The organism is Shewanella sp. HN-41, assembly GCF_000217915.1.
Classification (GTDB): domain Bacteria; phylum Pseudomonadota; class Gammaproteobacteria; order Enterobacterales; family Shewanellaceae; genus Shewanella.
In genome coordinates this window covers 144772-170189 of record NZ_AFOZ01000046.1, presented here as the reverse complement: position 1 = coordinate 170189, position 25418 = coordinate 144772, and the positions used below count along the sequence as shown (strand labels likewise).

General features: G+C 46.7%; 21 protein-coding genes. 13 read left to right on the top strand and 8 right to left on the bottom strand.

The genetic code is table 11. From position 1 onward, the window contains the following. Window position 1: 1 nt before the first annotated feature. Window positions 2-1120 (bottom strand): FUSC family protein, encoded by a 1119-nt coding sequence (locus tag SOHN41_RS18875; protein WP_007652147.1) that lies wholly within the window; start codon window positions 1118-1120, stop codon window positions 2-4. A gap of 262 nt (window positions 1121-1382) precedes the next feature. Continuing rightward, entirely contained in the window at window positions 1383-2627 is a 1245-nt protein-coding gene (locus SOHN41_RS18870) for a dicarboxylate/amino acid:cation symporter (protein ID WP_007652145.1), read from the bottom strand. 412 nt (window positions 2628-3039) lie between these two features. Here SOHN41_RS18870 and SOHN41_RS18865 point away from each other — a divergent pair, with 412 nt between their 5' ends. The 3 genes from SOHN41_RS18865 to SOHN41_RS18855 all read left to right on the top strand — a co-directional run bounded on the left by SOHN41_RS18865 (window position 3040) and on the right by SOHN41_RS18855 (window position 5704). Continuing rightward, entirely contained in the window at window positions 3040-4221 is a 1182-nt protein-coding gene (locus SOHN41_RS18865) for a porin (RefSeq protein ID WP_007652143.1), read from the top strand. 73 nt (window positions 4222-4294) lie between these two features. Then, window positions 4295-4870, top strand: coding sequence for an FMN-binding protein (locus SOHN41_RS18860; protein WP_007652141.1), 576 nt, complete (start codon window positions 4295-4297; stop codon window positions 4868-4870). A 30-nt stretch (window positions 4871-4900) separates the two neighbouring features. Further along, window positions 4901-5704 (top strand): PepSY-associated TM helix domain-containing protein, encoded by an 804-nt coding sequence (locus tag SOHN41_RS18855; protein ID WP_007652140.1) that lies wholly within the window; start codon window positions 4901-4903, stop codon window positions 5702-5704. Window positions 5705-5816: 112 nt separating this feature from the next. Here SOHN41_RS18855 and gorA read toward each other — a convergent pair whose 3' ends face one another. From gorA to SOHN41_RS18840, 3 genes are all read right to left on the bottom strand, one after another. Next, on the bottom strand, window positions 5817-7172 hold the full coding sequence (gorA, locus tag SOHN41_RS18850) for a glutathione-disulfide reductase (RefSeq protein ID WP_007652138.1): 1356 nt from the start codon (window positions 7170-7172) through the stop codon (window positions 5817-5819). A 121-nt stretch (window positions 7173-7293) separates the two neighbouring features. Then, entirely contained in the window at window positions 7294-7839 is a 546-nt protein-coding gene (locus SOHN41_RS18845) for a hypothetical protein (RefSeq protein ID WP_007652136.1), read from the bottom strand. 120 nt (window positions 7840-7959) lie between these two features. Then, window positions 7960-8751 (bottom strand): hypothetical protein, encoded by a 792-nt coding sequence (locus tag SOHN41_RS18840; protein WP_007652135.1) that lies wholly within the window; start codon window positions 8749-8751, stop codon window positions 7960-7962. A gap of 268 nt (window positions 8752-9019) precedes the next feature. Between SOHN41_RS18840 and prlC the strand changes: the two genes are divergently transcribed. Then, window positions 9020-11059, top strand: a complete 2040-nt coding sequence (gene prlC, locus SOHN41_RS18835; protein WP_007652134.1) for an oligopeptidase A — start codon at window positions 9020-9022, stop codon at window positions 11057-11059. 188 nt (window positions 11060-11247) lie between these two features. Continuing rightward, a complete protein-coding gene (locus tag SOHN41_RS18830) occupies window positions 11248-11778 on the top strand; it encodes a thioesterase family protein (RefSeq protein ID WP_007652133.1) in 531 nt (176 codons plus the stop codon). A gap of 22 nt (window positions 11779-11800) precedes the next feature. On the opposite strand, the gene SOHN41_RS18825 is transcribed toward SOHN41_RS18830, so the two are convergent. Further along, window positions 11801-12448, bottom strand: coding sequence for a glutathione S-transferase family protein (locus tag SOHN41_RS18825; protein ID WP_007652132.1), 648 nt, complete (start codon window positions 12446-12448; stop codon window positions 11801-11803). An 855-nt stretch (window positions 12449-13303) separates the two neighbouring features. On the opposite strand from SOHN41_RS18825, the gene SOHN41_RS18820 reads away from it, so the two are divergent. From SOHN41_RS18820 to SOHN41_RS18790, 7 genes are all read left to right on the top strand, one after another. Continuing rightward, window positions 13304-14449, top strand: a complete 1146-nt coding sequence (locus SOHN41_RS18820) for an efflux RND transporter periplasmic adaptor subunit (protein WP_007652130.1) — start codon at window positions 13304-13306, stop codon at window positions 14447-14449. A 9-nt stretch (window positions 14450-14458) separates the two neighbouring features. After that, entirely contained in the window at window positions 14459-17593 is a 3135-nt protein-coding gene (locus SOHN41_RS18815) for an efflux RND transporter permease subunit (protein ID WP_007652128.1), read from the top strand. A gap of 132 nt (window positions 17594-17725) precedes the next feature. After that, complete coding sequence (locus SOHN41_RS18810) at window positions 17726-18010, top strand: hypothetical protein (RefSeq protein ID WP_007652126.1); 285 nt, start codon at window positions 17726-17728, stop codon at window positions 18008-18010. A 42-nt stretch (window positions 18011-18052) separates the two neighbouring features. Next, the gene (locus SOHN41_RS18805; protein ID WP_007652124.1) at window positions 18053-18364 is read left to right on the top strand and encodes a hypothetical protein; all 312 of its coding nucleotides are present in this window, start codon (window positions 18053-18055) and stop codon (window positions 18362-18364) included. A 297-nt stretch (window positions 18365-18661) separates the two neighbouring features. Continuing rightward, window positions 18662-19228, top strand: a complete 567-nt coding sequence (locus SOHN41_RS18800; protein ID WP_007652122.1) for a LemA family protein — start codon at window positions 18662-18664, stop codon at window positions 19226-19228. Window positions 19229-19280: 52 nt separating this feature from the next. Continuing rightward, on the top strand, window positions 19281-20315 hold the full coding sequence (locus SOHN41_RS18795) for a DUF3137 domain-containing protein (protein WP_007652120.1): 1035 nt from the start codon (window positions 19281-19283) through the stop codon (window positions 20313-20315). After that, window positions 20315-21052 (top strand): lytic transglycosylase domain-containing protein, encoded by a 738-nt coding sequence (locus SOHN41_RS18790; RefSeq protein WP_007652118.1) that lies wholly within the window; start codon window positions 20315-20317, stop codon window positions 21050-21052. The genes SOHN41_RS18795 and SOHN41_RS18790 overlap by 1 nt, the downstream gene beginning before the upstream one ends. A 66-nt stretch (window positions 21053-21118) precedes the next feature. Here SOHN41_RS18790 and SOHN41_RS18785 read toward each other — a convergent pair whose 3' ends face one another. Together SOHN41_RS18785 and SOHN41_RS18780 are read right to left on the bottom strand one after the other, a co-directional pair. Continuing rightward, entirely contained in the window at window positions 21119-21964 is an 846-nt protein-coding gene (locus tag SOHN41_RS18785; protein ID WP_007652116.1) for a 23S rRNA (adenine(2030)-N(6))-methyltransferase RlmJ, read from the bottom strand. A 92-nt stretch (window positions 21965-22056) separates the two neighbouring features. Continuing rightward, window positions 22057-24321, bottom strand: a complete 2265-nt coding sequence (locus SOHN41_RS18780) for a GGDEF domain-containing phosphodiesterase (protein ID WP_007652113.1) — start codon at window positions 24319-24321, stop codon at window positions 22057-22059. 233 nt (window positions 24322-24554) lie between these two features. On the opposite strand from SOHN41_RS18780, the gene SOHN41_RS18775 reads away from it, so the two are divergent. Then, window positions 24555-25334, top strand: a complete 780-nt coding sequence (locus SOHN41_RS18775; protein WP_007652112.1) for a class I SAM-dependent methyltransferase — start codon at window positions 24555-24557, stop codon at window positions 25332-25334. The last annotated feature ends 84 nt before the right edge of the window (window positions 25335-25418 follow it).

Sequence of the window (25418 nt, the reverse complement as noted above, 5' to 3'; positions counted from 1 at the left end):
CCTATGAAGGCTTGGCGGTTTTATGTAACACGGTTTGTCCGCTATAGGCGATTTCGATAATCTCAATATCGGCATAAAGTGCTTCGACGGCGATGGCGAGTTGATAGATAAGCCAGCCATATCCGGTCAGTGCAAATCCCTGTGCGACTTCATTTTCCAAAGGGACTGATGCAGGCGTCGGGGTAGCCAGGCTGAGTTGTAATCTGTGTTGCAACTCTTGTTCTAGGGCGCTGGGTAGCGTCGGTAATGTGGCCGTTTTACCCGCCACAAATTCGGCAAGTCGTTGGAGATAAGCGGTAAGCTCGGCGGCGACTCTGTTGATTTGATGGTAAGCCTCTTTATCGGCCTCTTGCCAGCGACTCAAAGGTAATAACTCGAGTAGGGTGATCAGCCGCACCTGTTTATTGACTAATTCCGCGAGCAGCACCTTATGTTTTTTCAGGGTTTGGCTTTCCCACTCGAGGGAGAAAAACAGTTTCTTCTGGGTTAATACCGCCTTCATCGCCGCCTCAAGTTCGGCGCGAAAATCTAAATCATGGTTGGCGGGAGCCTGTAAATGTTGGGTGAGCACCTTGGCCATATTATCGATGGCATTGGCGAGCTGGCTGCGCCAGTCCTGCTTGGCCTTAATCGGGAAGATAAACAGTGACACCAGAATGGCGATAACACAGCCGAGCAGAATATTAGCCGTGCGCCACAGTGCCTCTGAGGTGTCATGGTTGGCATCGCCCACGACTATGATGATGGTAAATCCCGCCACTAGATAGGCATAGCTGTAGCGACCCGCCGAGATAAAACAGATAAGCGTGACCCCTAAGATCAACAGCCCCATCATCAGCCAATAACTGTCGATGGTCGCCACTAACATCACGCCATAAGCCGAGCCTAAACAGGTGCCTACCGCCCGTTGCAGGGACTTTTCAATCGCACCGCCCACCTGTGGCAGACTCATCATAATGATCACTATCGTCACCATGCTCCAAATAAAATGCGGCGGCGACCAAATGGCATTAATGGTGATGGCAATCAGCAGGGCAAGGCCGAGTTTAAGGGCGTGAATGGCGCGAAAGTGGCGATAGATAAAGTCGGCAAAGGGGCTTGCGGGGGCAAATACAGACATAATGCAACACTCCTTTGGATATTAGATATTAGCGCCAAGTGATTATCGCAGAATCGCGTCTCCTCGGAGTGGCGAGTGGGATAAAGAAATACGAATTGCGAGGCCAAGCAGTTCGAGCTTAGTCCAAGGCGCCGCCAAGATCACATTAATCTCAATTAAGTGATACTAAATCAGTGGGCTAGAGTACGGTATATCCAACGCTCGGGCATAAAAAAGGCTTGAATAAGCAAGCCTATTCAAGCCCATTAATGATTAAACTGGGCTAGTTTGTACTTGGCTCGTTACTCGCTTGCTCGGCGGTATATTTATCCATAATCGCGGCGCAGGCCGCATCGCCCGTGATGTTGAGTGCGGTGCGGATCATGTCAAACACCCTGTCGAGGGCGAATAACAGCGGTAAACCATCAATTGGAATACCTGCGGCCAGCAGTACTGCAACCACTAAAAATGACGGACCTGGCACACCCGCTTGGCCAATGGCGCCTAAGGTGGAGGTAAAGATAATCGCGGCATAGGCCGTCATCGATAGATCGACGTTGTACATCTGCGCGAAGAACATGGCGACTAAACCATAGTAAATCGCGTTGCCACTCATATTAATCGTTGCGCCTAAGGGCAGCACGAAGGCGGTAGTTGCCTTGGAGATCTTAAGATCTTCTTCACAGGTTTCCATATTCACTGGCAGCGTCGCCATAGATGAAGCCGTCGATAGCGCCATCACCTGGGGTTTTTTCATCGCCGAAATAAACTGGCGTGCCGATACCTTAGAAAACAGCTGTACAACTAAGGGGAAGAACACAAAGCCGTAGAGCAGAATCGCGGCCACAAACACGGCAAACAGCTTAAACACGACTTCTAAGGCATCGAAGCCGAAGGTGCCGACGGAATCGGCCATTAAGCCAAACACACCGATAGGAGCAATGATCATCACGCAGTTGATCATCCACACAAAGGCATCAACGACGGTATTGAGTGCGGCCAAGATAGGCTTAGCGCCATCGCCTTTGACCTTGGTCAGTGCGATACCGAAGAAGATACTAAAGACTAAGATTTGTAAGATGTTACCGCCGTTTAGCGACTCGAACACATTGGTTGGGATCATACCGATAAAGGTATCCATCACCCCGGGGAGTGCGCCATGATCCTTAGTCACTTCCATTAAGTCTGTGCCGCTGTGGGCGGTAAAATCGACCCCAGCGCCCGGCTGAAAGAGATTACCCATCGCCAACGCAAGTACCACAGCAAAGCCTGAGGTCACAATGAAGAAGCCGAAGGTGCCGACACCAATCTTACCCGCCGAGGGGCTGTCGCCTAAGCTAGCGGCGCCGCTAATGATCGAAACTAGCACCAGTGGAATCACTAGCATTTTGATTAAATGGATAAAAATGGTACCAAGCGGTGCAAAGATACTCGCGCTTTCACCCATCATAAAACCGACCAGTGCGCCAATAATCATGGCAATAACCACTTGCACACCAATGTTGCCTAATAAACTCTTGCTCTTCATGTTTGCGTAACTCCCCCTACACGCTTTTTTGGGCGCCTAAGGTATCACAGTTGCAATGACTGGATTTGTGAAACATCACTAACCTTGGCTTTAAAATAATCAAAATCTAAATCAGGTTAGCGTTAAATGATAAATTATCAAAATATAACCGTAAAAATAATGATAATTCATTTTTTTCGGTTTATTTAGCGCGTAATTTATTGAATTGTGATTTTTATTGGGATTCAGGGCATTTGGCACTTCTAAAGGTGCGTTGTGGGCATCGAGTTTGCTTGGGTTGTAATTTAGTAAATAAGAATTGATCTAGATCATAAATTCAAATGCGAATAGTTTGCATTATTTAAACCAATGTGTAAAATCGTCACAAATTTTTACATATGTTTACAAATAGTGACCATTTTTGGGGAAAATAATGAAGAAAACACTACTCGCTACTGCGCTATTAGGTCTCTTTGCTAGCCATCAAGCGCTCGCCACAGATGAAACACAAGAACTGCGTAAAGTGATTGAGCAGCAACAGCAAGTGTTGCAGGATCTTGAAAAACGCTTAGAAGAAACTGAAAAACGAGTTGAAAAAACCGCCGATGCCGTTGAAGAAACCGGCTCAAGCAAGAGTGCAACAACCATTGGGGGTTATGGCGAACTGCACTACAACAATATTTCAGACAACATGAAAGGCACAGACAAGAAAGAGTTCGATTTTCATCGTTTTGTATTGTTTTTTGGCCATGAATTTACTGAAAACACCCGTTTTTTCTCCGAGCTAGAAGTTGAACATGCATTGTCTGGCGAAGGTAAAAAGGGTGAAGTTGAGATAGAACAAGCCTATATCGAACATGATTTTAATCAGAGCTTCACGGGTAAAGCGGGTCTATTCCTGATGCCCGTCGGCATCACCAACGAAACCCACGAGCCACCTGTATTTTACGGTGTTGAGCGTAATCCGGTGGAAGCTGACATCATCCCTGCAACGTGGTGGGAAGCGGGTCTAGCGTTAAATATTAAAGCAGCACCTGGCCTTGCATTTGATACCGCAGTGACTAGCGGTCTTGCGGTTGCCACAACGGGCGACAAAGCATTTAATATTCGTAGTGGCCGCCAAAAAGTATCTAACGCTAAGGGTGAAGATTTAGCTTATACCGCCCGCGTGAAATACACCGCAGTGCCAGGTTTAGAGTTGGCCGCTTCTGCACAATATCAATCGGATTTAACCCAGGGAGCTGCGGATGTCGATACGGCATCGGCCACGCTGTTAACTGCGCACGCTATCTACAGCATTCAAAACTTCACCATTAAAGCGCTTTATGCTCAATGGGATATCGATGGTAAAGAGGCTGAGGCCCTAGGACAAGATAAGCAGAAAGGCTATTACATTGAGCCATCGTATCGCTTCAACGAAAGCTTTGGAGTATTCGCCCGTTACAATGCGTGGGATAACAAGGCTGGCAATGATACTGACACCGAAATCACCCAAACCAACATTGGTGTGAATTATTGGTTACATGAAAACGTGGTGTTTAAAGCCGATTATGAAAAAGTGGGTGGTGCTAAAGACGCCGACGGTTTCAACTTAGGTGTGGGTTACCAGTTCTAAACATTGTTTCTCACTCGAGTCGGGTCACACATCTGTCGGTGTGTGGCCTTATTCAATTCCTCTGAAGGTTATTATGGGCAGATTTTTCGCAGCACTGACAACGGCGAGTCAGCGCCTTGGCAGATCATTGATTAGTAGCCTAACGATATTATTACTCGCGGTATGCCCACTACAGCTAAGCGCCGTCGAATATCAAAGTGCCGATGCTTTTATTCAACAGGCGTTTAATGGCAATCAAGGCACAACTAAGGTCTATTGGGTCGACGATAATGCCAAACAGGTTATCGAATCGATACTTGCCCATAGTTTCAATAAGATGCGCCTTCGTTATTGGCAGCAAGACAATGAAACCGTGTGGATTTTAGATGAGATAGGCAAAGAAGCGCCGATCACTGTCGGGATCCATATTAAAGATCAAGCCATAGTCAGAACTAAGGTATTGGTTTATCGTGAAAGCCGAGGCGATGAAGTTCGCCATGATTTCTTTACGGATCAATTCAAATCAGCCAAACTCGACGATCAAACACAACTCGATCAGCATATTGACGGTATTACCGGCGCCACCCTGTCGGTCAGAGCCTTGACGAAACTGTCTCGTATTGCTTTGTGGCTCGATAACCATGTTACCAAAGCCGAAAAGAGTCAATAATAGTCAAATAGCCAGACGTAAAATGTAACTATGACTCGAAAGCACAAATCACAATCGATACAGACCATTAGCTACAAACTTTCCCGCGCGCTTCGCCCTTGGCACCGTAGACTGGGTATCTTAAGCTGTTTATTTATCCTATTGCTTGTCGTGACGGGTGTCGCCATCAATCACAGCCAAGCATTACACCTTAATAAATCCCCAGTGCAACAAACTTGGCTGTTGGATTATTACGGGATTGCGACGCCCCATCATATTGCCCAGTTTGGCAGTGAAGCCCAGCCGCTATTTATCACAGATAATCGACTTTGGTTGGGGCGTGAACAAATACTCGAGGCTCAAAACCAATTAATCAGTGCGGCATTTTTACCTAATCTATTGATCGCTATTGATAATGATCAACTTTATCTGTTTGATAGCCAAGGGCACTTACAGGAAACTCAAAATAGCAGTACAGGTTTACCCAGAGGTTTAGAGGCCTTAGCCATAGAGTCGTTACCTCTCGATGCCACCCGCAACGAAGCCGTAAATCGTGTTTGGCTCAAAACCACTTCGGGCTATTTTCGAGCCGACGAAAATCTTATCGATTGGATACCGGAGCAGCCATTAGCGCCGCTGCAGTGGGTCATGCCAGAGGATTTAGTGGACGCTGATTTGATTCAATACGCCCGCAGCACAAACCTCAATTGGGAAAGAGTGATGCTAGATTTGCACAGCGGCCGCTTATTTGGCGCCTACGCCGTGTGGCTATGGGATATTTTTGGATTGGCATTATTGCTGGTATCACTGAGCGGCCTTTGGCTGTGGATAAAGCAAACTAAATCTAGGCGATAAATTTGTTTACTCAGCCAAACCGCCATAGGCCAATAGTGGTGGCAAGATTGAGAACCGCGCTAATATAAAAAAGGCCAGTATGCTACTGGCCTTAATCCTTACTCTTAAATAACTATCTGAGTGTAACAAATTCCTCGGCACCCGTTGGGTGAATGGCGACAACGGCATCGAAGTCGGCCTTGGTCGCGCCCATTTTGAGTGCCACTCCAAAGCCTTGGAGGATCTCATCCATTCCAAAACCTATGCCGTGAATACCAATCACCTTTTCGTCCGCGCCAGCGCAAACTAATTTCATTTTACAGGCTTGGCGATGGCTGGTGACGGCCGTGTACATTGAGGTAAATGTCGAGGAGTACACTTTAATGTTCTCGTCGCCATATTGGCTACGCGCCTCGGGTTCGGTCAGGCCCATAGTGCCGATAGGTGGGTGGCTAAACACTACGGTTGGGATCAAGCTGTAATCCATTTTGACATTTGTCATGCCGTTGAATAAGCGCTCGGATAACAAACGGCCCGCCTTAACTGCGACAGGGGTTAATTCTACGCCGCCCGCCATAATGTCGCCGACACAGTAAATCCCTTTGTGGGTGGTATTTTGCTGCTCATCAGTGATGACATAGCCTTTGCTATCTAATTGAACATCAGTGTTTTCTAAACCGATATTGCCTGTGGCGGGTGAGCGACCAATCGCCCAGATCAGACAATCGACAGTGACGCTCTCACCATTCTCTAGGCTTAATGTCAGGCTGTTATCGGCATTTTTGACCACAGCTTTTGGTACGCTATGGGTGTGCAATTTAGGCCCTTCGGTGGCCATGGCATCGACTAGGGCATCGATAAGCATGGGATCGAAGTTGCGCAGCGGCGCATGTTGACGCACAAATAAGTGGGTTTCACTGCCAAGGGCGTGTAACACTCCGGCGACTTCAACAGCGATATAACCCGCGCCAACAACTGCAACGCGCTTAGGTTGCTCGCGTAGGGCGAAGAAACCATCGGAGTCGATACCATATTCGGCGCCAGGAATATTCGGAATGGTCGGCGCGCCGCCAGTGGCGATCAGGATATGATCGGCGGTGTAGTGCTCGCCGTTAACTTCAATAGTATTGCCATCCACAAAGCGGCCATAGCCATCGAGCAAGGTCACTTTATTGTTGGTAAAACCTCGGCCGTAGGCATCGTGAATGCGACCAATGTAGGCTTCGCGGCTGTTGACTAAGGTGTTCCAGTCGAACTTATTCACAGTGACGTCGAAGCCATAATCCTTAGCGTAAAGGTGCATAGCTTCGGCGATATGGGCGCCATACCACATGACTTTTTTCGGCACACAGCCTACGTTTACGCAGGTGCCACCCACGTGTTTGGCTTCGATAAGCAGCACCTTAGCGCCACGCATTGCGGCTCGGTTTGCCGAGGCGATACCACCGCTGCCTGCGCCTAGGCAGATATAGTCAAAATGTTGAGCCATGAGTTTCTCCGTCTTACTTCAAGGATGAGATGCTGTAACTGCAGAAAGCCATTGTAGGGTGGATTGTGCTCACAGACCAGTCTGTTGCATGGGTTGAGTCGGGTCGTTTGGGTTAAATCATTTAGCGGCGATACTGGCAGCGGGAGTGATCGTCTTGATTTGGCCCTTCGGCGCCACATTTTAAACACTGCCATTCCTGTTGGCGGGCACTGAGTTCATCGGCATGATATTGGCTGGTGTTATCCTGCTTGCTACGCATTTGGGACTCTAACTGAGCCATACGTTGGTCGAGCCAGCGGCAGTTAGGGTCATTTGCGACGCGCTCACGGCTGGCAAGCTGTTGTTTGCGAGATGGTTTCTTCGTTTTTGTCGTTTTTTTAGTCGCTTTGGTTGCTTTCGTCGCTTTAGTTGTGGGGGGCTCTGTCGGGGTAATATTGGGTGCCGAATACTCGAACGCACTCTGCGGTTCGCTAGGAATCGCAATCGGCTTACCATTGCTGTCCCGCAGTGTGCCTAAGGGCAAAGGCTCAGCCTGTGCCGGTTGTGGCAAAGACTCTAAACTGGGGCTGGGTGCCTGACGTGCATTGGCTGAATCTGTTAACAATATAAAAAATATGGCAAAAGCCATAAATGCAGTGCGGGTGAAGTATAAATGATGCGCTAACATTCCCTGTTCCTCGGCATAAATAGTGTGAAGATAAACGTCGCTCCGTCGACGTTTTGAGTGTAGTTAGCGGGTTGGATTTTGCCAAATTCAGCCTAATATTGGGAGCATGTTGAGATGAGCTTAAAAAGTCATCGAGAAGTGAACCCCCGCGTAGGTTTGATCCTGTGAGCCCAAATCGCCATTGGCCGCGGCTTCTTGCTCAATATCACCCTGGGCAATGCTATGGCTAATATGCCCACTGACATTCATATTGGGGCGTAGTTGGTAGGCGGCCTCTAGGCCAAATTGTAGGTTGTTTCGACCGTCGTGCGCTTCTGTTCGATATTTAAAGTCAAATCCTTGGGTGATATATGGGGTAAGAGTGAATCGCTCAGTGATATCCCAATAACTGTGTACACTTACCTCGACCAAGTAGCCCGCAGCCTCGGTGGAATAGACATAACTTACCGAGGGCACTAGCCATGGTGTGGCCGTGTACGCAAGCTCGGTAAAAAATTCGTTATCTTGGCAGCGGTCGCTGCTGTAACCTTCAATGCGTTGATATCCCAGATTGGTTTCTAGGTTGTCAGTCAAATTCAAGCGATATTCGAGGCCGATATTCCACTCCGTATAGGCTTGACTATCGCCGCGGCCGACTAAGGCGTAGGTGGTTAGATTGTCATATTGGAGTGAGGCGTTTAGCCAATAGATGCCACCCTGTGGTAAATTATTTCGCCCCTGTGAGATGTATTTGCTATCCCAGCCCAAATCCAAGTTTATTGCCCAAGGTTCAATAGGTTGAGTCTGCAATGTAGCGCTAGAAAGGCTTTCTGTTTGGGATAAACTTTCATTCGCACTTGAGGTTTGGCTGAGAAATAACAGACCTAAGGTACAGAGTGTGCGAGTGATAGAATTGACTGAGCTGGTGGTCATAGGCTTGCCAATCAGGCTAACGGTGTGGATTTGGTGCAGATACTAACGTCGATAAATCTAATTGTTAATGAGAATGGATCTAATTTGCGATCAACATATCAAGATTCACTCAGTAAATTAGGTGTATAGATTAATTGGGATTTGGTTCACTTTTTTGGGTGATAATTCTGGATAGGCGACGAGCAGAAGACGGCAATCGGTTTTCTCGCCTTGATAAATGCGTGTTCAGCCCTTATTTATTAGCTACACAGATTGTCGAGGAATCATTATGAGCAACCCTTTGCTTAACGGCGCAAAATTACCGCTTTTTTCACAGATAAAACCTGAACATATTCAAGTTGCCGTTGAGCATGCCCTTGCTCAGTGTCGCGCTAAGATAGATGAAGTGCTGCAGCACCAAGGCCCCTACACTTGGGAGAATTTAGTCGCGCCACTCGAACAGGTCGACGACGAGCTAAGCCAAATTTGGTCACCCGTTTCCCATATGAATTCAGTCACTAGCACCGATGAATGGCGTGCAGCCCACGATGCTTGTTTGCCGTTATTGTCGGAATACGGCACTTATGTTGGTCAACATCAAGGTCTATATCAAGCCTATAAGGCTCTGCGTGCATCAGATGAATTTGCGCAATTGAGCCAAGCCCAGCAGACGGTGATTGAACACAGTCTGCGCGATTTTGAGCTCTCGGGCATTGGCTTAGATGATGCGCAAAAAGTACGTTACGGCGAAATTGTAAAACGCCTATCAGAACTCACCAGTGGTTTTTCGAATCAACTACTCGATGCGACGCAAGCCTGGACTAAGTTAATCACGGATGAAGCCGAGCTTGCGGGTCTGCCCGATTCCGCTAAGGCTGCCGCGAAGGCGATGGCGCAGTCCCGTGAGTTAGACGGTTGGTTATTTACCTTAGATTTCCCCTCTTATTTACCCGTCATGACCTACAGTGAAAACCGTAGTTTGCGGGAAGAATGCTATCGTGCCTTCGTAACCCGAGCCTCTGATCAGGGCCCAAATGCGGGGCAGTTCGATAACAGCCCATTAATGGATGAAATTCTTGCGCTACGCCACGAGCTGGCGCAGTTACTGGGATTTGAGAGTTTTGCTGAAAAATCCCTTGCGACCAAAATGGCTGAGACGCCAGCGCAGGTGATGGCATTTTTAAATGAATTGGCGCTGCGCTCAAAGGATCAAGCCAAAGCCGAATTGGCCGAGTTAAGAGCCTTTGCCGAGACACATTACGGTGTAACTGAAATGGCCTCATGGGACTTAAGTTTCTATGCCGAGAAGTTGCAGCATCATAAGTATGAGATTTCGCAGGAAATTTTACGCCCCTACTTCCCCGAAGATAAAGTGCTCTCGGGGCTGTTCTACACTGTATCGCGTTTGTTTGGCTTGAAGATTGTTGAGCAAACCGAGTTTGATCGTTGGCATAAAGATGTCCGCTTCTTCGATATTTTCGACGAAACCGGTGAACATAGGGGCAGTTTCTACCTCGACTTATATGCCCGCACGGGTAAGCGTGGCGGTGCTTGGATGGATGACTGCCGTGTACGCCGTCAAACCGCCAATGGATTGCAAAAGCCTGTGGCCTATTTGACCTGTAACTTTAATGGTCCAGTCGATGGCAAACCAGCGCTGTTTACCCATGATGAAGTGACAACGCTGTTCCACGAATTTGGCCATGGTATTCACCATATGCTGACCAAAATCGATGTTGCAGGTGTGTCGGGTATCAATGGTGTGCCCTGGGATGCGGTCGAGTTACCGAGCCAATTTATGGAAAACTGGTGCTGGCAGGAAGAGGCATTGGCCGAAATTTCTGGTCATTTCGAAACGGGCGAGCCATTACCTAAAGCCTTGTTAGATAAGATGCTGGCGGCGAAAAATTTCCAGTCTGGCATGATGATGTTGCGCCAACTCGAGTTTTCGCTGTTCGATTTTAGAATGCACCATGAATACGACCCCGCCAAAGGTGCGCGCATTCAAGAAACCCTAGACGAAGTGCGTCGTCAGGTGGCCGTACTAACGCCGCCAGACTTTAACCGTTTCCAACATGGTTTTGCCCACATTTTTGCGGGTGGTTATGCCGCAGGTTATTACAGCTACAAATGGGCTGAAGTGCTGTCGGCGGATGCGTTTTCCCGCTTCGAGGAGGAAGGTATTTTCAACCCTGAAACGGGCCGTCGCTTCCTGCACAATATCCTCGAAATGGGTGGCTCGGCCGAACCTATGGACTTGTTCAAACAGTTTATGGGACGTGAGCCGAATATCGATGCCCTGTTAAGACATTCGGGCATTGCGGCATAAGTTGGCTAGATAACCGATGGTTAGCTTTGATAAACCAGCCCAATGTATCGTGCTGATTATCTCTGGGTAGTTGGCTTAACCAAACGATAAAAAGGCGCCTAATGGCGCCTTTTTTGTGAGCTAGATCCCACTTGTTATCTGGTATGACCTCTGTTAGCCTGTGGCTCTTATTTCAAGGGCGACTCGTTATGAATCTGTATTTTCGTTTGTTTTGGTTGTTATTTTGGCGCACACGCCACTGCCGTAAGATCGATTTTCTAGGGACAAGCCGCATCACTTATCGTGCTTTACCGAGCGATTGCGATATCAATTTCCATCTGACTAACTCCCGCTATCCGGCGTTTATGGATCTCGCTCGGACTTATATGTTGGCCGAGATGGGTCTGCTGAAACGTTTCTTAAAGTTGAAGTGGATGCCGATAGTCAACGCCGCCGAATTTACCTATATTCGCGATATCAAACCGCTAAAAACCTTTGAGATTGAAACCAAAGTTGTCGGTTGGGACGAGAAATATTTCTATATTGAACAACGCTTTGTGAGTGAGCGCGGCCTGCACTGTATCGTGCATGTGCGCGGTGTGTTTGTGTGCCAGGGTAAGCAAGTGCCGCTCGATGTGTTAGTGAAAGAGGCGGGGTATACCGATGCTGCACCTGAGTTACCGCCAGAAATCGTAAAGTGGAAAGCGTTCCTACAATTGAAGAAAGAACGCAATATGTGATGCTAGTGGAATATAGCTTAGGCTAAGGTATGCTTCTTAGCCCTGTATCTTCCTCCATCTCTGCGAGTAGCACTTCTTCAAGCACCAACATCCAAGCACCACGGAGTTGTGCCTGTTGCCAGTAACGAACTAGTTCATCTAATTCCAATAGATTTAAGTGTTTAAAACTATAACTTAAACAAGGTATTAGTGCGCAGTCGGCCAAGGTAAAGCTATCGCCACAAACCCAATGGTTTTGAGCTAAATGCGTATCTAAGCGTTGAAACTGCGTGAGCATTTGCTTCTCAATTTGTTTGATTTCAAATTCACGTTTTTCGTCAGCACGTTTTAATTTTTCTAATTGAAACAAAGGATTGTTAATGTCGTTATCAATAATTCGGTCGTATAATCTCACCTGTAGATTGCGTTGCGATTCCTGCGGGAGAAGCTGAGTACCGTTCGTAAAATGTCTGTCTAAATACTCGATAATAATGCTGGATTCGGGGATTAATGCACCATCTTGTGTTTTAAGCAGGGGCAGTTTAGCGGGCGGATAAAAATGCTGGAACGCTTTTCTCGGTAATGGATCGCGTAAGTCAGTGATACGTGGGTAGAAATTTGCTTGTTTTTCATAGAGTGCGATCAGCACTTTCTGTGAATAACGCGATAATGGATGGTAAAAAAGCTCCATAGACACTAACTCCAGTTCCAACTCCAACCCTGTTTTTTACTGACCTTACGTCTTAACTTTAGTCGTTATCAAGACGATTGCTGTAGGCATTTTCTCAAAAAAATATTAGCGAGAGCCGATACGACTGCACCTCTGTTATTGAAGGCTTCAGTTTGAGCCGCCAAATTCACTGGGCTTATCAATAAGAGGGACATCGTAATGGCTACATTAGGTAAATTTAGTCTCGGCACGAAATAAATGATGGGTTGGCATACGGTATAAATTCATTATGAAAAATGAAGCGAGCGTTTTTCATTGCGATAATGGGATGCTAGTAATTACTCCAATAATAGAAGTGCTATTTATGGGAATATGGGTTTCATTTAATGGGGCATAAAAGCCTGTCGCAAATTTGCCCTGACTCGGGCTTACCACTAGAATGGCGTGCTCGAAGGTTTTAGTTGAAAGTCTGTGCGTGATTGCTTATTAAACCCTTATCGAGACAGACATATAAACACCGCCGGTCGTCACTTGAAGGACATCGATAAGCATTTATTTACTGTGTCATGAGTTGAATGGAACAAATTTGCAACATTCTAACGATAGAGTTGGCTGTTAATATGCTTTAGATTCTATATTTCTAACAACCTTTTCGATTATTCACATACTGTTTAAATGGAATAACAACTGATTGAATTTAGTATTAGTCGAAGGGTAAATATTTTCATTAGTTTACACTTTAGTTTGCTAATCTTCCTTGTTGATCCTAATCGGGTGTGCGATAAATAACGGATTTAATATTTAGTTATAATTACGGCCATATCAGCACAAATAAGTGTGTTGATATGTAGGCCGTTCATCTTTGAAGGAGTTCTCATGCGGCAGACAATTAAACTTGCCTCAGTTATAAGCGTGGCGTTATGGATGGCAGCTTGCAGTCCCCAAGAGGAAAAAGCCCATGCAGGCACTGGGTCGCAGAGCATGGAAGTGGGAATTCTGAATGTTGTTGCTAAGCCACAGGCCATCCAAGTGGAGTTACCTGGGCGGAGTAAGGCTTTCCTCGAGGCAGAGGTTCGCCCACAGGTGAGCGGTATTATCACTAAGCGTAGCTTCGTTGAAGGCGGAACAGTTAAACAGGGCGAATCATTGTATCAAATTGATTCTGCCACCTATAAGGCCGCACTTGTGAGTGCGAATGCGGATTTAGCCAGGGCTAATGCGAGTTTAGCATCGGCAAAGGCTAAGGCGTCCCGTTACCAGCAACTGGTTAAAACCAACGCAATCAGTAAGCAGGACTTTGATGAAGCCGAAGCGGCTTATAAAGAAGCACTGGCGAGCGTGACGGTGGCTGAAGCGGCAATCAATACGGCAAAAATCAATCTGCAATATACCGAAGTATTGGCACCTATTTCTGGTCGTATTGGTAAGTCGAGTGTGACAGCTGGTGCACTTGTAACGGCAAACCAGAGTCAGACCTTAGCCACGATTCAACAGCTTGATCCCATCAATGTGGATATCGCGCAATCGAGTGCCCAGTTATTACGTCTTAAAGCTAAGTTAAAACAGGGCAAATTACTGGCAGGGGATAATGCCGATGTGCAGTTATTACTCGAGGACGGCTCTGTTTATGCTTACCCAGGCAAGTTGCAATTTGCGGAGGTGAGTGTAGATGAAAATACGGGTTCGGTGATCCTGCGTGCCGAGTTCCCTAACCCTGAAGGTATCCTATTACCTGGTATGTATGTCCGCGCTATGTTAAATGCGGGTACAGATCCCCAGGCCATTATGATCCCGCAAAAGGCCATTACCCGTAACTCTAAGGGCGAAGCTGTTGCTATGGTTGTCAATGATCAGGGTCTAGTGGAGGCGAGAACTGTGACTACTGCGGAAGTGGTCGATCATCAGTGGCGCATTACTGCGGGTCTTGCTGTGGGTGATAAGTTGATTGTGGAAGGATTGCAAAAAATCCGTCCAGGTGCACCGGTAACCCCAAAAGTTATTTCTGAAACGCAAGCACAATAGGGCATAGCTATGGCACGTTTTTTTATTGATCGCCCCATCTTTGCGTGGGTGATCGCCTTAATTATTATGCTGGCAGGGGTTTTATCTATCCTTGGGTTGCCAGTATCCCAGTATCCTAGCATTGCCCCACCAACCGTGGTGATCAGTGCTAACTATCCTGGTGCATCCGCTAAGATTGTCGAAGACTCAGTGACACAGGTGATTGAGCAGCGCATGACGGGGATTGACCATTTACGTTATATCGCCTCCACCAGTGATAGTTTTGGTAATGCTGAAATTACTTTGACCTTCAATGCCGAAGCCGATCCGGATATTGCGCAGGTACAAGTACAGAACAAATTACAGGGTGCAATGACCCTATTGCCCCAAGAGGTTCAAGCCCAGGGGGTTAACGTTAACAAGTCGAGCTCTGGCTTCTTAATGGTATTAGGCTTTGTCTCTAGCAATGGTTCATTGGATAAAAACGACATTTCGGATTACGTTGGTTCTAATGTTCAAGAGCCGATGAGCCGTGTGCCGGGTGTGGGTGAAATCCAATTATTTGGTGCGCAGTATGCGATGCGGATATGGTTAGATCCGTTAAAACTAACCCAATACAATCTGACAAGCCTAGATGTTATCTCTGCCATTCGTTCGCAAAACGCGCAAGTGTCGGCAGGACAATTAGGTGGCACGCCATCATTACAAGGGCAGGAGCTTAATGCGACAGTGTCGGCGCAGAGTCGCTTACAAACGCCGGAAGAGTTTCGCAAGATTATCCTTAAATCGGATACATCGGGTGCAAACGTATTCTTAGGTGATGTGGCACGCGTCGAGTTAGGTTCCGAAAGTTATGCCGTGGTCTCTCTGTACAATGGAAAGCCGGCAACAGGGTTAGCGATCAAGCTGGCGACAGGCGCAAACGCCCTCGATACCGCCGCTGCCGTGCGGGCAAAAATCGATGAGATGCAACCCTTCTTCCCCCAGGGCTTAGAAGTCGTTTATCCCTACGACACAACGCCCTTCGTGGAACAATCGATTGAGGGCGTGGTTCACACTCTGCTTGAGGCTATCGTGCTGGTGTTTGTCATCATGTACCTCTTCCTGCAGAACTTCCGTGCGACCTTGATCCCGACCATTGCGGTACCTGTGGTATTGCTGGGGACGTTTGCGATTCTGTCCTTAGCGGGTTTCTCGATTAACACGCTCACCATGTTTGCTATGGTGCTCGCCATCGGTTTGTTGGTGGACGATGCGATTGTGGTGGTGGAAAACGTCGAGCGGGTGATGTCCGAGGAGGGCTTGAGTCCACTCGAGGCGACGCGTAAGTCTATGGATCAAATTACTGGTGCCTTAGTCGGTATCGGTCTGACGCTGTCGGCGGTATTTGTGCCAATGGCCTTTATGTCGGGTTCAACAGGGGTGATTTACCGTCAGTTCTCTATCACTATCGTGTCTGCGATGGCGTTATCGGTGCTGGTGGCTTTGATTTTAACCCCAGCACTCTGTGCGACTATGTTAAAACCCCTCAAGAAGGGCCATGGTCATATTGAAACTGGCTTCTTTGGTTGGTTTAACCGGAGTTTTGATAGGCTAACCAATCGTTATGAGTCGAGCGTTGCTGGCATCATTAAGCGCGGCTTTAGGGTAATGATGATTTATGTTGTGCTTGTCATTGCCGTGGGCTGGATCTTTGTTCGCATGCCTACCGCATTCTTACCCGATGAAGACCAAGGTATTTTATTTACTCAGGCCATTTTACCGACAAACTCAACCCAAGAAAGCACACTGAAAGTGTTAGAGAAAGTCTCTGATCACTTTATGGCTGAGGAAGGCGTGAGATCGGTATTTAGTGTGGCGGGTTTCAGTTTTGCGGGTCAAGGGCAAAACATGGGTATCGCTTTCGTGGGCTTGAAGGATTGGTCGGAACGTGAAGCGCCAGGCATGGATGTACAGTCTATTGCGGGCCGCGCTATGGGCGTATTCAGCCAAATGAAGGATGCCTTTGTGTTTGCCTTCGTACCGCCAGCGGTGATCGAGTTGGGTACGGCGAACGGTTTCGACATGTACCTACAGGACAAAAACGGTCAAGGTCACGACAAGTTACTCGCGGCGCGTAATCAAATGCTGGGTATGGCAGCACAAAATCCAAACCTAGTGGGTGTTCGCCCTAACGGTCAGGAAGATGCGCCAATCTATCAATTACATGTTGATCATGCGAAGTTGAGCGCACTCGGTGTTGAAATTTCTAACGTGAACAGTGTATTAGCAACGGCTTGGGGTGGTTCCTATGTGAACGACTTTATCGACCGTGGCCGCGTGAAGAAAGTGTATGTACAAGGTGATGCCCAGTATCGTATGCAGCCGGGGGACTTAGACTCTTGGTATGTGCGTAACAACAAGGGTGATATGGTGCCCTTCTCTGCCTTTGCGACAGGAGAGTGGGAATATGGTTCTCCCCGCTTAGAGCGTTTCAACGGCTTACCTGCCATGAACATTCAGGGGGCAACTGCACCTGGATTCAGTACCGGTGCGGCCATGACGATTATGGAAGACTTAGCTAAGCAGCTTCCTTCTGGTTTTGGTGTCGAGTGGAACGGTCTATCGTACGAAGAGCGCCTATCGGGCAACCAAGCTCCAGCCTTGTACGCCCTGTCGATCTTAGTGGTCTTCTTGGTACTGGCAGCACTGTATGAGAGTTGGTCTGTGCCATTTGCGGTTGTGCTTGTGGTCCCACTCGGGATTATCGGTGCCTTAATTGCCATGAATGGTCGCGGCCTGCCTAATGACGTGTTCTTCCAAGTGGGTCTGTTAACCACAGTGGGTTTAGCGACTAAGAATGCCATCTTGATCGTGGAATTCGCCAAAGAGTACTACGAGAAAGGTTCGGGCTTAATTGAGGCGACTCTGCATGCGGTACGTGTGCGTTTGCGCCCCATTTTGATGACGTCTCTCGCCTTTGGTTTAGGTGTCGTCCCCTTAGCCATCAGTACGGGTGTGGGCTCAGGTAGCCAAAACGCTATCGGTACAGGTGTGCTCGGCGGTATGATGAGTTCGACTTTCTTAGGTATTTTCTTTGTACCGCTGTTCTTCGTGATCGTAGAGCGGATCTTTAGTAAACGAGAGCGAAAAGCGAAAGAAGAAAAGCCGACATCGGCTGAATAAGCTAAATCCTATTAAATCTAAGCCCTGCATTTGCAGGGCTTTTTTATATCAATTATCGTTACAAGGATGGATAGCCTGTCTAAGCCAGTTTAGGCATATTGAGGGAGTCAGGCTCATGATAAGGAGAAACAGATGTCGGCACAGACGTTAGCTAAGCTGGATAAGTTAGCCAAATTAGATAAGTCTCTTGCTAGGGGAAAGTGGTACTTCATCTTAGTGGTTGGCGTGCTGTATTGGGGCAGCTTGACTTCACTTTTGGTTACGGGAATTAATTACGTTATCTCTGATACGCCATTTTGGGATGCACTAAAATTGGCACTGTCCATTTACCCTGCGAGTGGCGTGCTATTTGGTTGGACTCTTTGGATGCAGTTAAATGGTAGAAGAGATAAACTGCGCGCCAAATATCAATCATAATCAGTGCAGTACTGTCAGTTTAGGGGTGGAATGGTGTCATCGATGGCAAGCCTTGCGACTAAGCAACTTATCGTTGGAGTAATATGCCACACCATAGCGCTGGGAATATTGGCCTATGGTATATATGCGTTTTATTGGCAGATGTTAGTGCCTCCCGAATTAATCCGCAGCGTCGCCGTAGCCGTGTTTTTTATGGGTATGGGGCTCGAACCTAAAATGTTTTTCATACCGCTCAGCCAAGTCATGTTGCAAAGCGAGGAGAAGACTCCAAGGGCGAAGGTGCAGGCCTTAGTGTTTAATCTCGGGGTTTTCCTGTTGATCTGTAGCTTTTTAATGGAGTGGTTATATGACTAAGGCTAACAATCAGTAAAAAAAATGGACTCTCGAGGAGTCCAGTATTCACGAGCAAAATTCGGTTGCTCTAATGTTGTGCGAGCTAATAATAAACGCCCCTTGCTGTATAGGAGCTGAATATTGAGGGATTTCTATCTCTTAGATGATTATTTAGCTCAATCCTTAGACTGTAAATGCTCTGGTCAGTGATAGGAATATCATTATTTCATTGCTTCACTCTGTGCTTTAGATGAAATTTTTGCCTATTTATGATTAGCTGTAGCCATTAAAAACAACAATAAACACTAAGGATGGAAGATGGACAAACTGTTATTGGGATTAACGCTGATTTTTATCGTGACCTACCTTTGGTACGTCAGCCTAGTCAAAAAGCGCAATACCGCCCTTGAGGCATTATCGGGTATCGATGTGCAGCTCGCTAAGCGCACCGATCTGGTACCCAATATCCTTAAAATCGCTAAACGATTTATGGATCATGAAAAATCATTACTCACAGAGATCACTGAATTACGAGCGCAATTCACCCGAAGTTATAACAAAACTGACCCTAGCGCCGTAAAAGAGCATATCGCTCAAGCCGAGCAACTCAATAGCAAAATGGGCGCGCTGATGGTCAGTGTGGAAAATTACCCCGAGCTTAAATCCGATAATACTATGTTAGAGGCGATGCAAACCTATAACGAGGTGGAAGCCCATATTTCCGCCGCTAGACGCTTTTACAACTCGGCCGTTGCTGAGTTGAATACGGCGGTTGAAATTTTTCCTGGGTCGATCATCGCTTCCATGGCGAGCATTAAGGTGATGCCATTTTATGAGGTGGATGAGGCTTCCAAGGCGCCTATCGATGCCGCTGATTATCTCTAAATCCCTAAGTTTTTGTGGCGGGGTGTCATGCCCTGCAAAGAGGACAATATAGATGAATATATTGTCCTTTCTCTTAGGTCGTCCGATTAAAGCTCTGCGTCAGCCCTCTGCGCTGTCTGCGGATTTAGCCGAGTTACCGCAGTTGGAAGCCTATTACCAGACGCACCTTGCCCCCATAGCCAAGACATATGAGACAAAGCGAGTCGCTTGCCTAAAGGCCACGCGTAAACGCTTATATTTGAGTTTACTGATTGTCTTAGGTGTTGTTTTATTGGCTGTGGTGGGTTGGAATCGAGGGCTTTTTCTGTTCCCACTGCCGCTGCTGGCGTTACTGGGCCTAAGCCTATGGAGCCTTGCTCCTACTCGACAATTTAAACGTCAGGTGCAGCAGGAAATTTACCCCATCATGTTTAAGTATTTTGGTGATGACTTTATCTATAACCGTGAAATGCGTGTCGATATGAATCGGCTCTCAGCGGCGAAAGTCCTGCCAAATTACGACAAAGTGAGTTTCGGTGACTATATTCACGGCCAATATAAAGGGGTAGAGCTTATCGTCAATGAGCTTACTTTGACTAAGGATGTGAAGGTCGAAGAGTTGGATATCAGTACGAATAGGCGCAGAACCATGACGCGGACCGAAACTCGATTCCGTGGGCTAGTCGTGGAGTTAAGCAGTCATAAGACGTTTATGGGTCATACTGTCGTGCTGAGGGATCGCGGCGGGCTAACCAACTTCTTTTCCGACAGTCATGCAGGGTTGGTGCGCGTTAAACTCGAAGATCCCCTGTTCGAAAAGGAGTTCGATGTATTTTCAACGGATCAGATTGAGTCTCGCTATTTGCTCAATACCGCATTTATGGCGCGCTTACTGGAACTTGCCAAACATTTTAACGGCGAGATCCAATGCGCGTTTTTCAGAAGTAAGTTGATTATGTTTCTGCCAAATCATCGAACTCATTTTCAAATGCAATCTATTTTCCATGGTGCGAGTTTTTCAGCAGAATTTAGCCAGTTAAACCGTGAGATGAAGCAACTCTTTGCTATTATTGAAGTACTTAAACTTAATCAACACACGGGGCTTTAATGTCGTTTACTCGTCCACTGCATACTCGTGCGTCATCTACACTCACTCGTCAACTCGGGTTTAGCCTGTGGGTGATCTTGTTTTCGATGATGCCCTGTGCCAACGCGGAGGAAAGCGCGGTTAACCCTAAACCTCGTATCGTGGCGCGTTATTCCGACAGTGGTATCGCCAGCAGTGAAGGGCAGGAGAAATTTAAAGTCTATCAATATCAACAGGCCAATGGCGTCACAGTATTTACCGATAAAGCACCAAGTAACAGCCAATATCAGATTTTACTGTTCGACTGTTTTGCCTGTCGTCCAGATTCCACTATTGATTGGAAGCGCATCCGGCTATTTACCCAGAGCTATGACACTTTGATCACCAATGCGGCCCATAAACATCAATTGGAACCCGCCTTAATTCGCGCGGTGATCCATGCCGAATCGGCCTTCAATGCCAGAGCCTTGTCCCGTACAGGTGCAATGGGATTGATGCAATTGATGCCTGAAACAGCTAAAGAAATGGGCGTGACTAATGCGTTTCTGCCGGAGGAAAATATTTTAGGTGGTAGTAAGTATCTGGCGCAAATGCTAAAACAGTTTAATGGTGACATAGCATTAGCCTGCGCCGCCTATAATGCGGGGCCAACAACCGTCACCCAATACAATGGTGTTCCACCCTATCCTGAAACCCAGGCCTATGTTGAGCGGGTGCAAATCCTGCTGAAGCGTTATCGAGGTTTGAAAGGGGCTTAGAGCTGTGTTTAGTCGCGTGGCAGCGAGAACCAAAGTCTGCTCGCTGCCCCTGTTTGGGTTGTTATATTACTCGCCGACTTCCCATTTTACTGTGATATTACCGCCCGCTTGTCCGAGTGTCTTACCTAAGTAATCCATTAATTCAGTTGCAATTTCATCTAACTGCCATGGTGGATTGATGATCCATAATCCTGCCGCTGTCATGCCAAACTCATCCGAATCGGGTTTAATCGCCTGCTCAATTCTTAGCTGACGTTTAATACCACTGCTGGCGAGGCGCGATAGCATGCCCTCGGTCTGAGCGCGATTTACCACGGGATACCAAAGCATAAATACACCCGTAGCGAAACGTTTGTGCGCTTTAATTAGGGTTTCGGCGACATCTTGATAGTCGGTTTTCATCTCGTAGCTGGGATCGACGAGCACCAGAGCGCGTCGCTCTAAGGGTGGCACTGCGGCAATAAGGCCTTTTAAACCATCACCCTTGATCACTTTAACTTGTCTGTCTTCGCAGAAATAATCATCCAGCAACACATAATCAGTGCTGTGCAGCTCATGCAGCACCATGCGATCCTTAGGCCCCAATTCCATGTCTATAATGGCAGGCGAACCTGGGTAGAAGTTGAGTTCGTCAGGATTTTCTTCATTAAAATGACGCACGGCGGCAACATAGTCCTGCAGCGATTGCGGCAGGTCTGTTTTATCCCAAAGCTTGGCCACACCTTCGAGGTATTCACCGGTTTTTTGGGCAAATTCATCCGTTAAGGCATAACCACCCGCACCCGCATGGGTATCGATATACACGAGCGGTTTGTCTTTCTTGTGCATCAGCTGCAAGGTTTGTAGCAAAATAGCGTGTTTCAACACATCGGCATAATTGCCGGCGTGATAACCGTGGCGGTAACTTAACATGGGGGATCCTAGTTATTTGCAAACAAAGCAAAGGGAGGCAAATGCATGTCGCCAATTATACCTAGGATGCGCTAGTGCGTAAAATTAATGCCTCAGTTAGCACTCTTTTTATGGGTGAGCCAGTGGGTGGGTGTTTGCAGTTGAAACGTTTTTAGCCAAAGCGCTGCGGGCGCCGGTTTACCAAATAAATAGCCTTGAAATTGTTCACACCCCAGTGCTGTAAGCTGTAATAATTGGGCTTCGGTTTCTATTCCCTCTGCAATCACATTCAGTTTTAAACTCTTTGCTAACAGAATTGCGGCGTTAACAATTTGCGTGTGACGCTCACTAATGCCCAGTTGGCTAACGAAGTAACGGTCGATTTTAATCGTGTCAGCACTGATATCAACCAACTGACTCAATGACGCATGGCCAGTGCCAAAATCGTCAATCGCAATCGAAACGCCCATACGGGCAAGGGTGTTTAAGCGTCGGCCAGTTTCTTTATGAGTTGAAAATACAGAGGTTTCAGTAATTTCAATTTCTAATAATGGGATGAGTTCGGGATGATTCATATAGGTTTGAATCAACACCTTAAAGAAGCGATCCGACAGAATATCCTGCCCTGATAGGTTGAAGGCGATTCTGACCATAGGCACATTTTTTGGCCAAGAACGGATCAGTTGTAGTAACTGCCTAAACACTTTTATCGCAAAAATCGCCTGTAATTGCGATGATTCTATGATGGGGATAAAAGTGTTGGGCATGATCATATTGCCGTCGTTATCAAACATTCTGGCGAGTGCTTCAAAGCTAATGATATGACCATCTGCCATGACTTTGGGTTGTAGCCACATTGCTAGGCGGTTGTGCTTTAACGCGTCACGGATTTTGACTTCTTGTGATGATGCCTCTAGCAAATTACTAATCAAACCAATGTAATACACCATGATAGGGTTAGCTTGAGTGGTTTGTTTTATGGCCATTAAGCATTGCTCTGCTGCCTGCTGCGGCGCAGATTTTTTACCCAAACAGCAGCCCACTCGGCATTCGAGATGATATTCAATCTGCTGTTCTTGCTTTAACTTTATGCTAGTTGGAATGTGCTGGCGTAACTGTTGTGCGAGGGTTTCAGGGGAGATCAGCGGTAGGTTAGTCAATTCAAGTACAAAGGATGAGCCCCTAAAATGGTATATTTTTGCCTGATGGCCGAAGCGATCTTTGAGCTCGCTGACAAAGGCTTTTAGAATGGCATCTCCGATGCTGATCCCAAATATAGTGTTGATTTGACTCAGATTATCAATTTTAATTAAGGCTACTGTCATTTCTTGATGGAGGGTGCTTGGGGCCGGATTATACCAGTGGTTTTCGTTTGGTAACCCGGTCACTAAATCATAGAAATGTGTGCTGATATGATGTTTTTTGAGCCTGTTTAATTCCATCGCATGGTTTGCCTGTGCCGTAATATCGTGGCAGTGGAACAACAAAGTATCATGGTGTTCCAATGAGGCTTTTTGCAGCAGATATCGACAGTTGTCGTTGTTTTTCAAACGGGTCTGAAATGACGCCGCAAGTAAATTGATGCTGGTATCTTCGTTCAGCTCAAAAATATCACATAGGTGAGTGTTGTTGAGTGTGACATTTGCGGCAATGTCTTTCGCTGCATTATTCAGGTTGAGAATAACCCCCTCCTCATTACAGAAGAAAGAAGCTGTACCATTATTCTCAAAAATTTCAGCATATTGATCTAAGGTGCGTTGCAGGGTTTTTTGATGTCGAATCATCTGCTGTGCATGGATTTTTTGGGTCTTTAACAGGCGCATCGCAGATAAGGGAATACAGATATTAAAAAACATAAATAGCAACCCGTTCAGATAAGCGTGGGTCGCGGGCAGGCTGATATCAATATCGATAATGGTGGGGAGATTTTGGTTACGCAGCAGCAGTAAAAAAGGTAATACATTGAAGCACATCATAACGAAGGCCGCTTTCCTGCTAAATAGGAAAAGTGCCATTAACGGTAGCGTATATAGAAAAGTAATTCCCGCCTGCGATAAGTTAAAGTCTGGAATAAACAACAGTATAGATAAACAGGCGGCGATCACCATTGCCAGCAAGCTGATTGAGCTGGCAAGTAAATATTTGCGCGTAAACCATAAAGACAAAAACAGTACTACTAAAAAACTGACTGTAATGCAGATAATAAAAGTGAGGTTTAACTCATACGCAATGAATGAGCTATGCAGCACTATGCTAGTGGTCAGCACCGCGCCACTAAGCAGAATAATCCGCAATAAACTGGTTTTTAATATCGTTCTATCGGGATTTAAAAAGTCTTGCTCCCTGATAAACAAAAAACCTTTCAGCCGTTGAAGCAATAAAAGTCCTTATTCTATACAGAAGTCGCTAAGATTGACTGGGACTGTGACATATAGCATAAATCACTAAATTGTTATACAAATAGTTCTCTGTCTATATAAATCAGTGGATTACATTGTGATTCTTATTTGATTTTTTAAGGGAATACTTAGACAAATTGACTAAGACAATGATGAACCTTAGCAAGGTGATTTGCTTACTTACATATTCATGAGCGAGATTTTTAGGCATAATGGCCATCATTCTCGTTGGTTTGAAGACAGCCTGTGACCCCGATTTTTTTAATCAGCAATACCCAACACTTGTGGATATTTGTGCCCGTTGGCAACTCGCTTTTGATGCGAAAGCGCCATTTGAGTTGCGTTTTGAATCAGATGCTTTAACTCTGCATAAGCGGGATGAACCTAAGCTCGATGGCATAATGGTGGACTTTGTTACTGGTGCCGTGGCCCATAGGCGTAAATTCGGTGGTGGCCGCGGCCAATCCATCGCCAAAGCTGTTGGGTTAAAGCAAGGAGTAACGCCGAGTGTTGTCGATGGCACTGCGGGATTGGGGCGTGATGCCTTTGTGCTCGCAAGCCTTGGTTGTACTGTGACTATGGTAGAGCGTCATCCTGTAGTGGCCGCTTTACTGGAGGACGGTCTGCGCCGTGCCTACCAAGATGCTGAAATTGGCGATTGGATGCGAGAGCGTATGCAGCTTTTCCATGGTTCGAGCCTCGAAGCGCTAGCTAAGCTGAACCAAGTCGTCGATGTGGTTTATCTCGATCCTATGTATCCTCACCGCGACAAATCAGCCTTGGTTAAAAAGGAAATGCGGGTATTCCAAACCTTAGTCGGCGCCGATCTCGATGCCGATGGCCTACTCGCCCCAGCGATGGCGTTGGCTACAAAACGCGTGGTAGTAAAGCGCCCCGATTACGCCGAAGATTTAGCGGGTGTTAAGCCCAGTATGGTGATCGAAACAAAGAAAAACCGTTTCGATGTCTATGTGAAATCGGCCATGAAATAACGCTGAGGCTCTAGCCTTGGTACTCTTACAACAGAAATGTCGTTATAACCATAAGCTGGCATACTTTGGACTTTTTGAAAAATT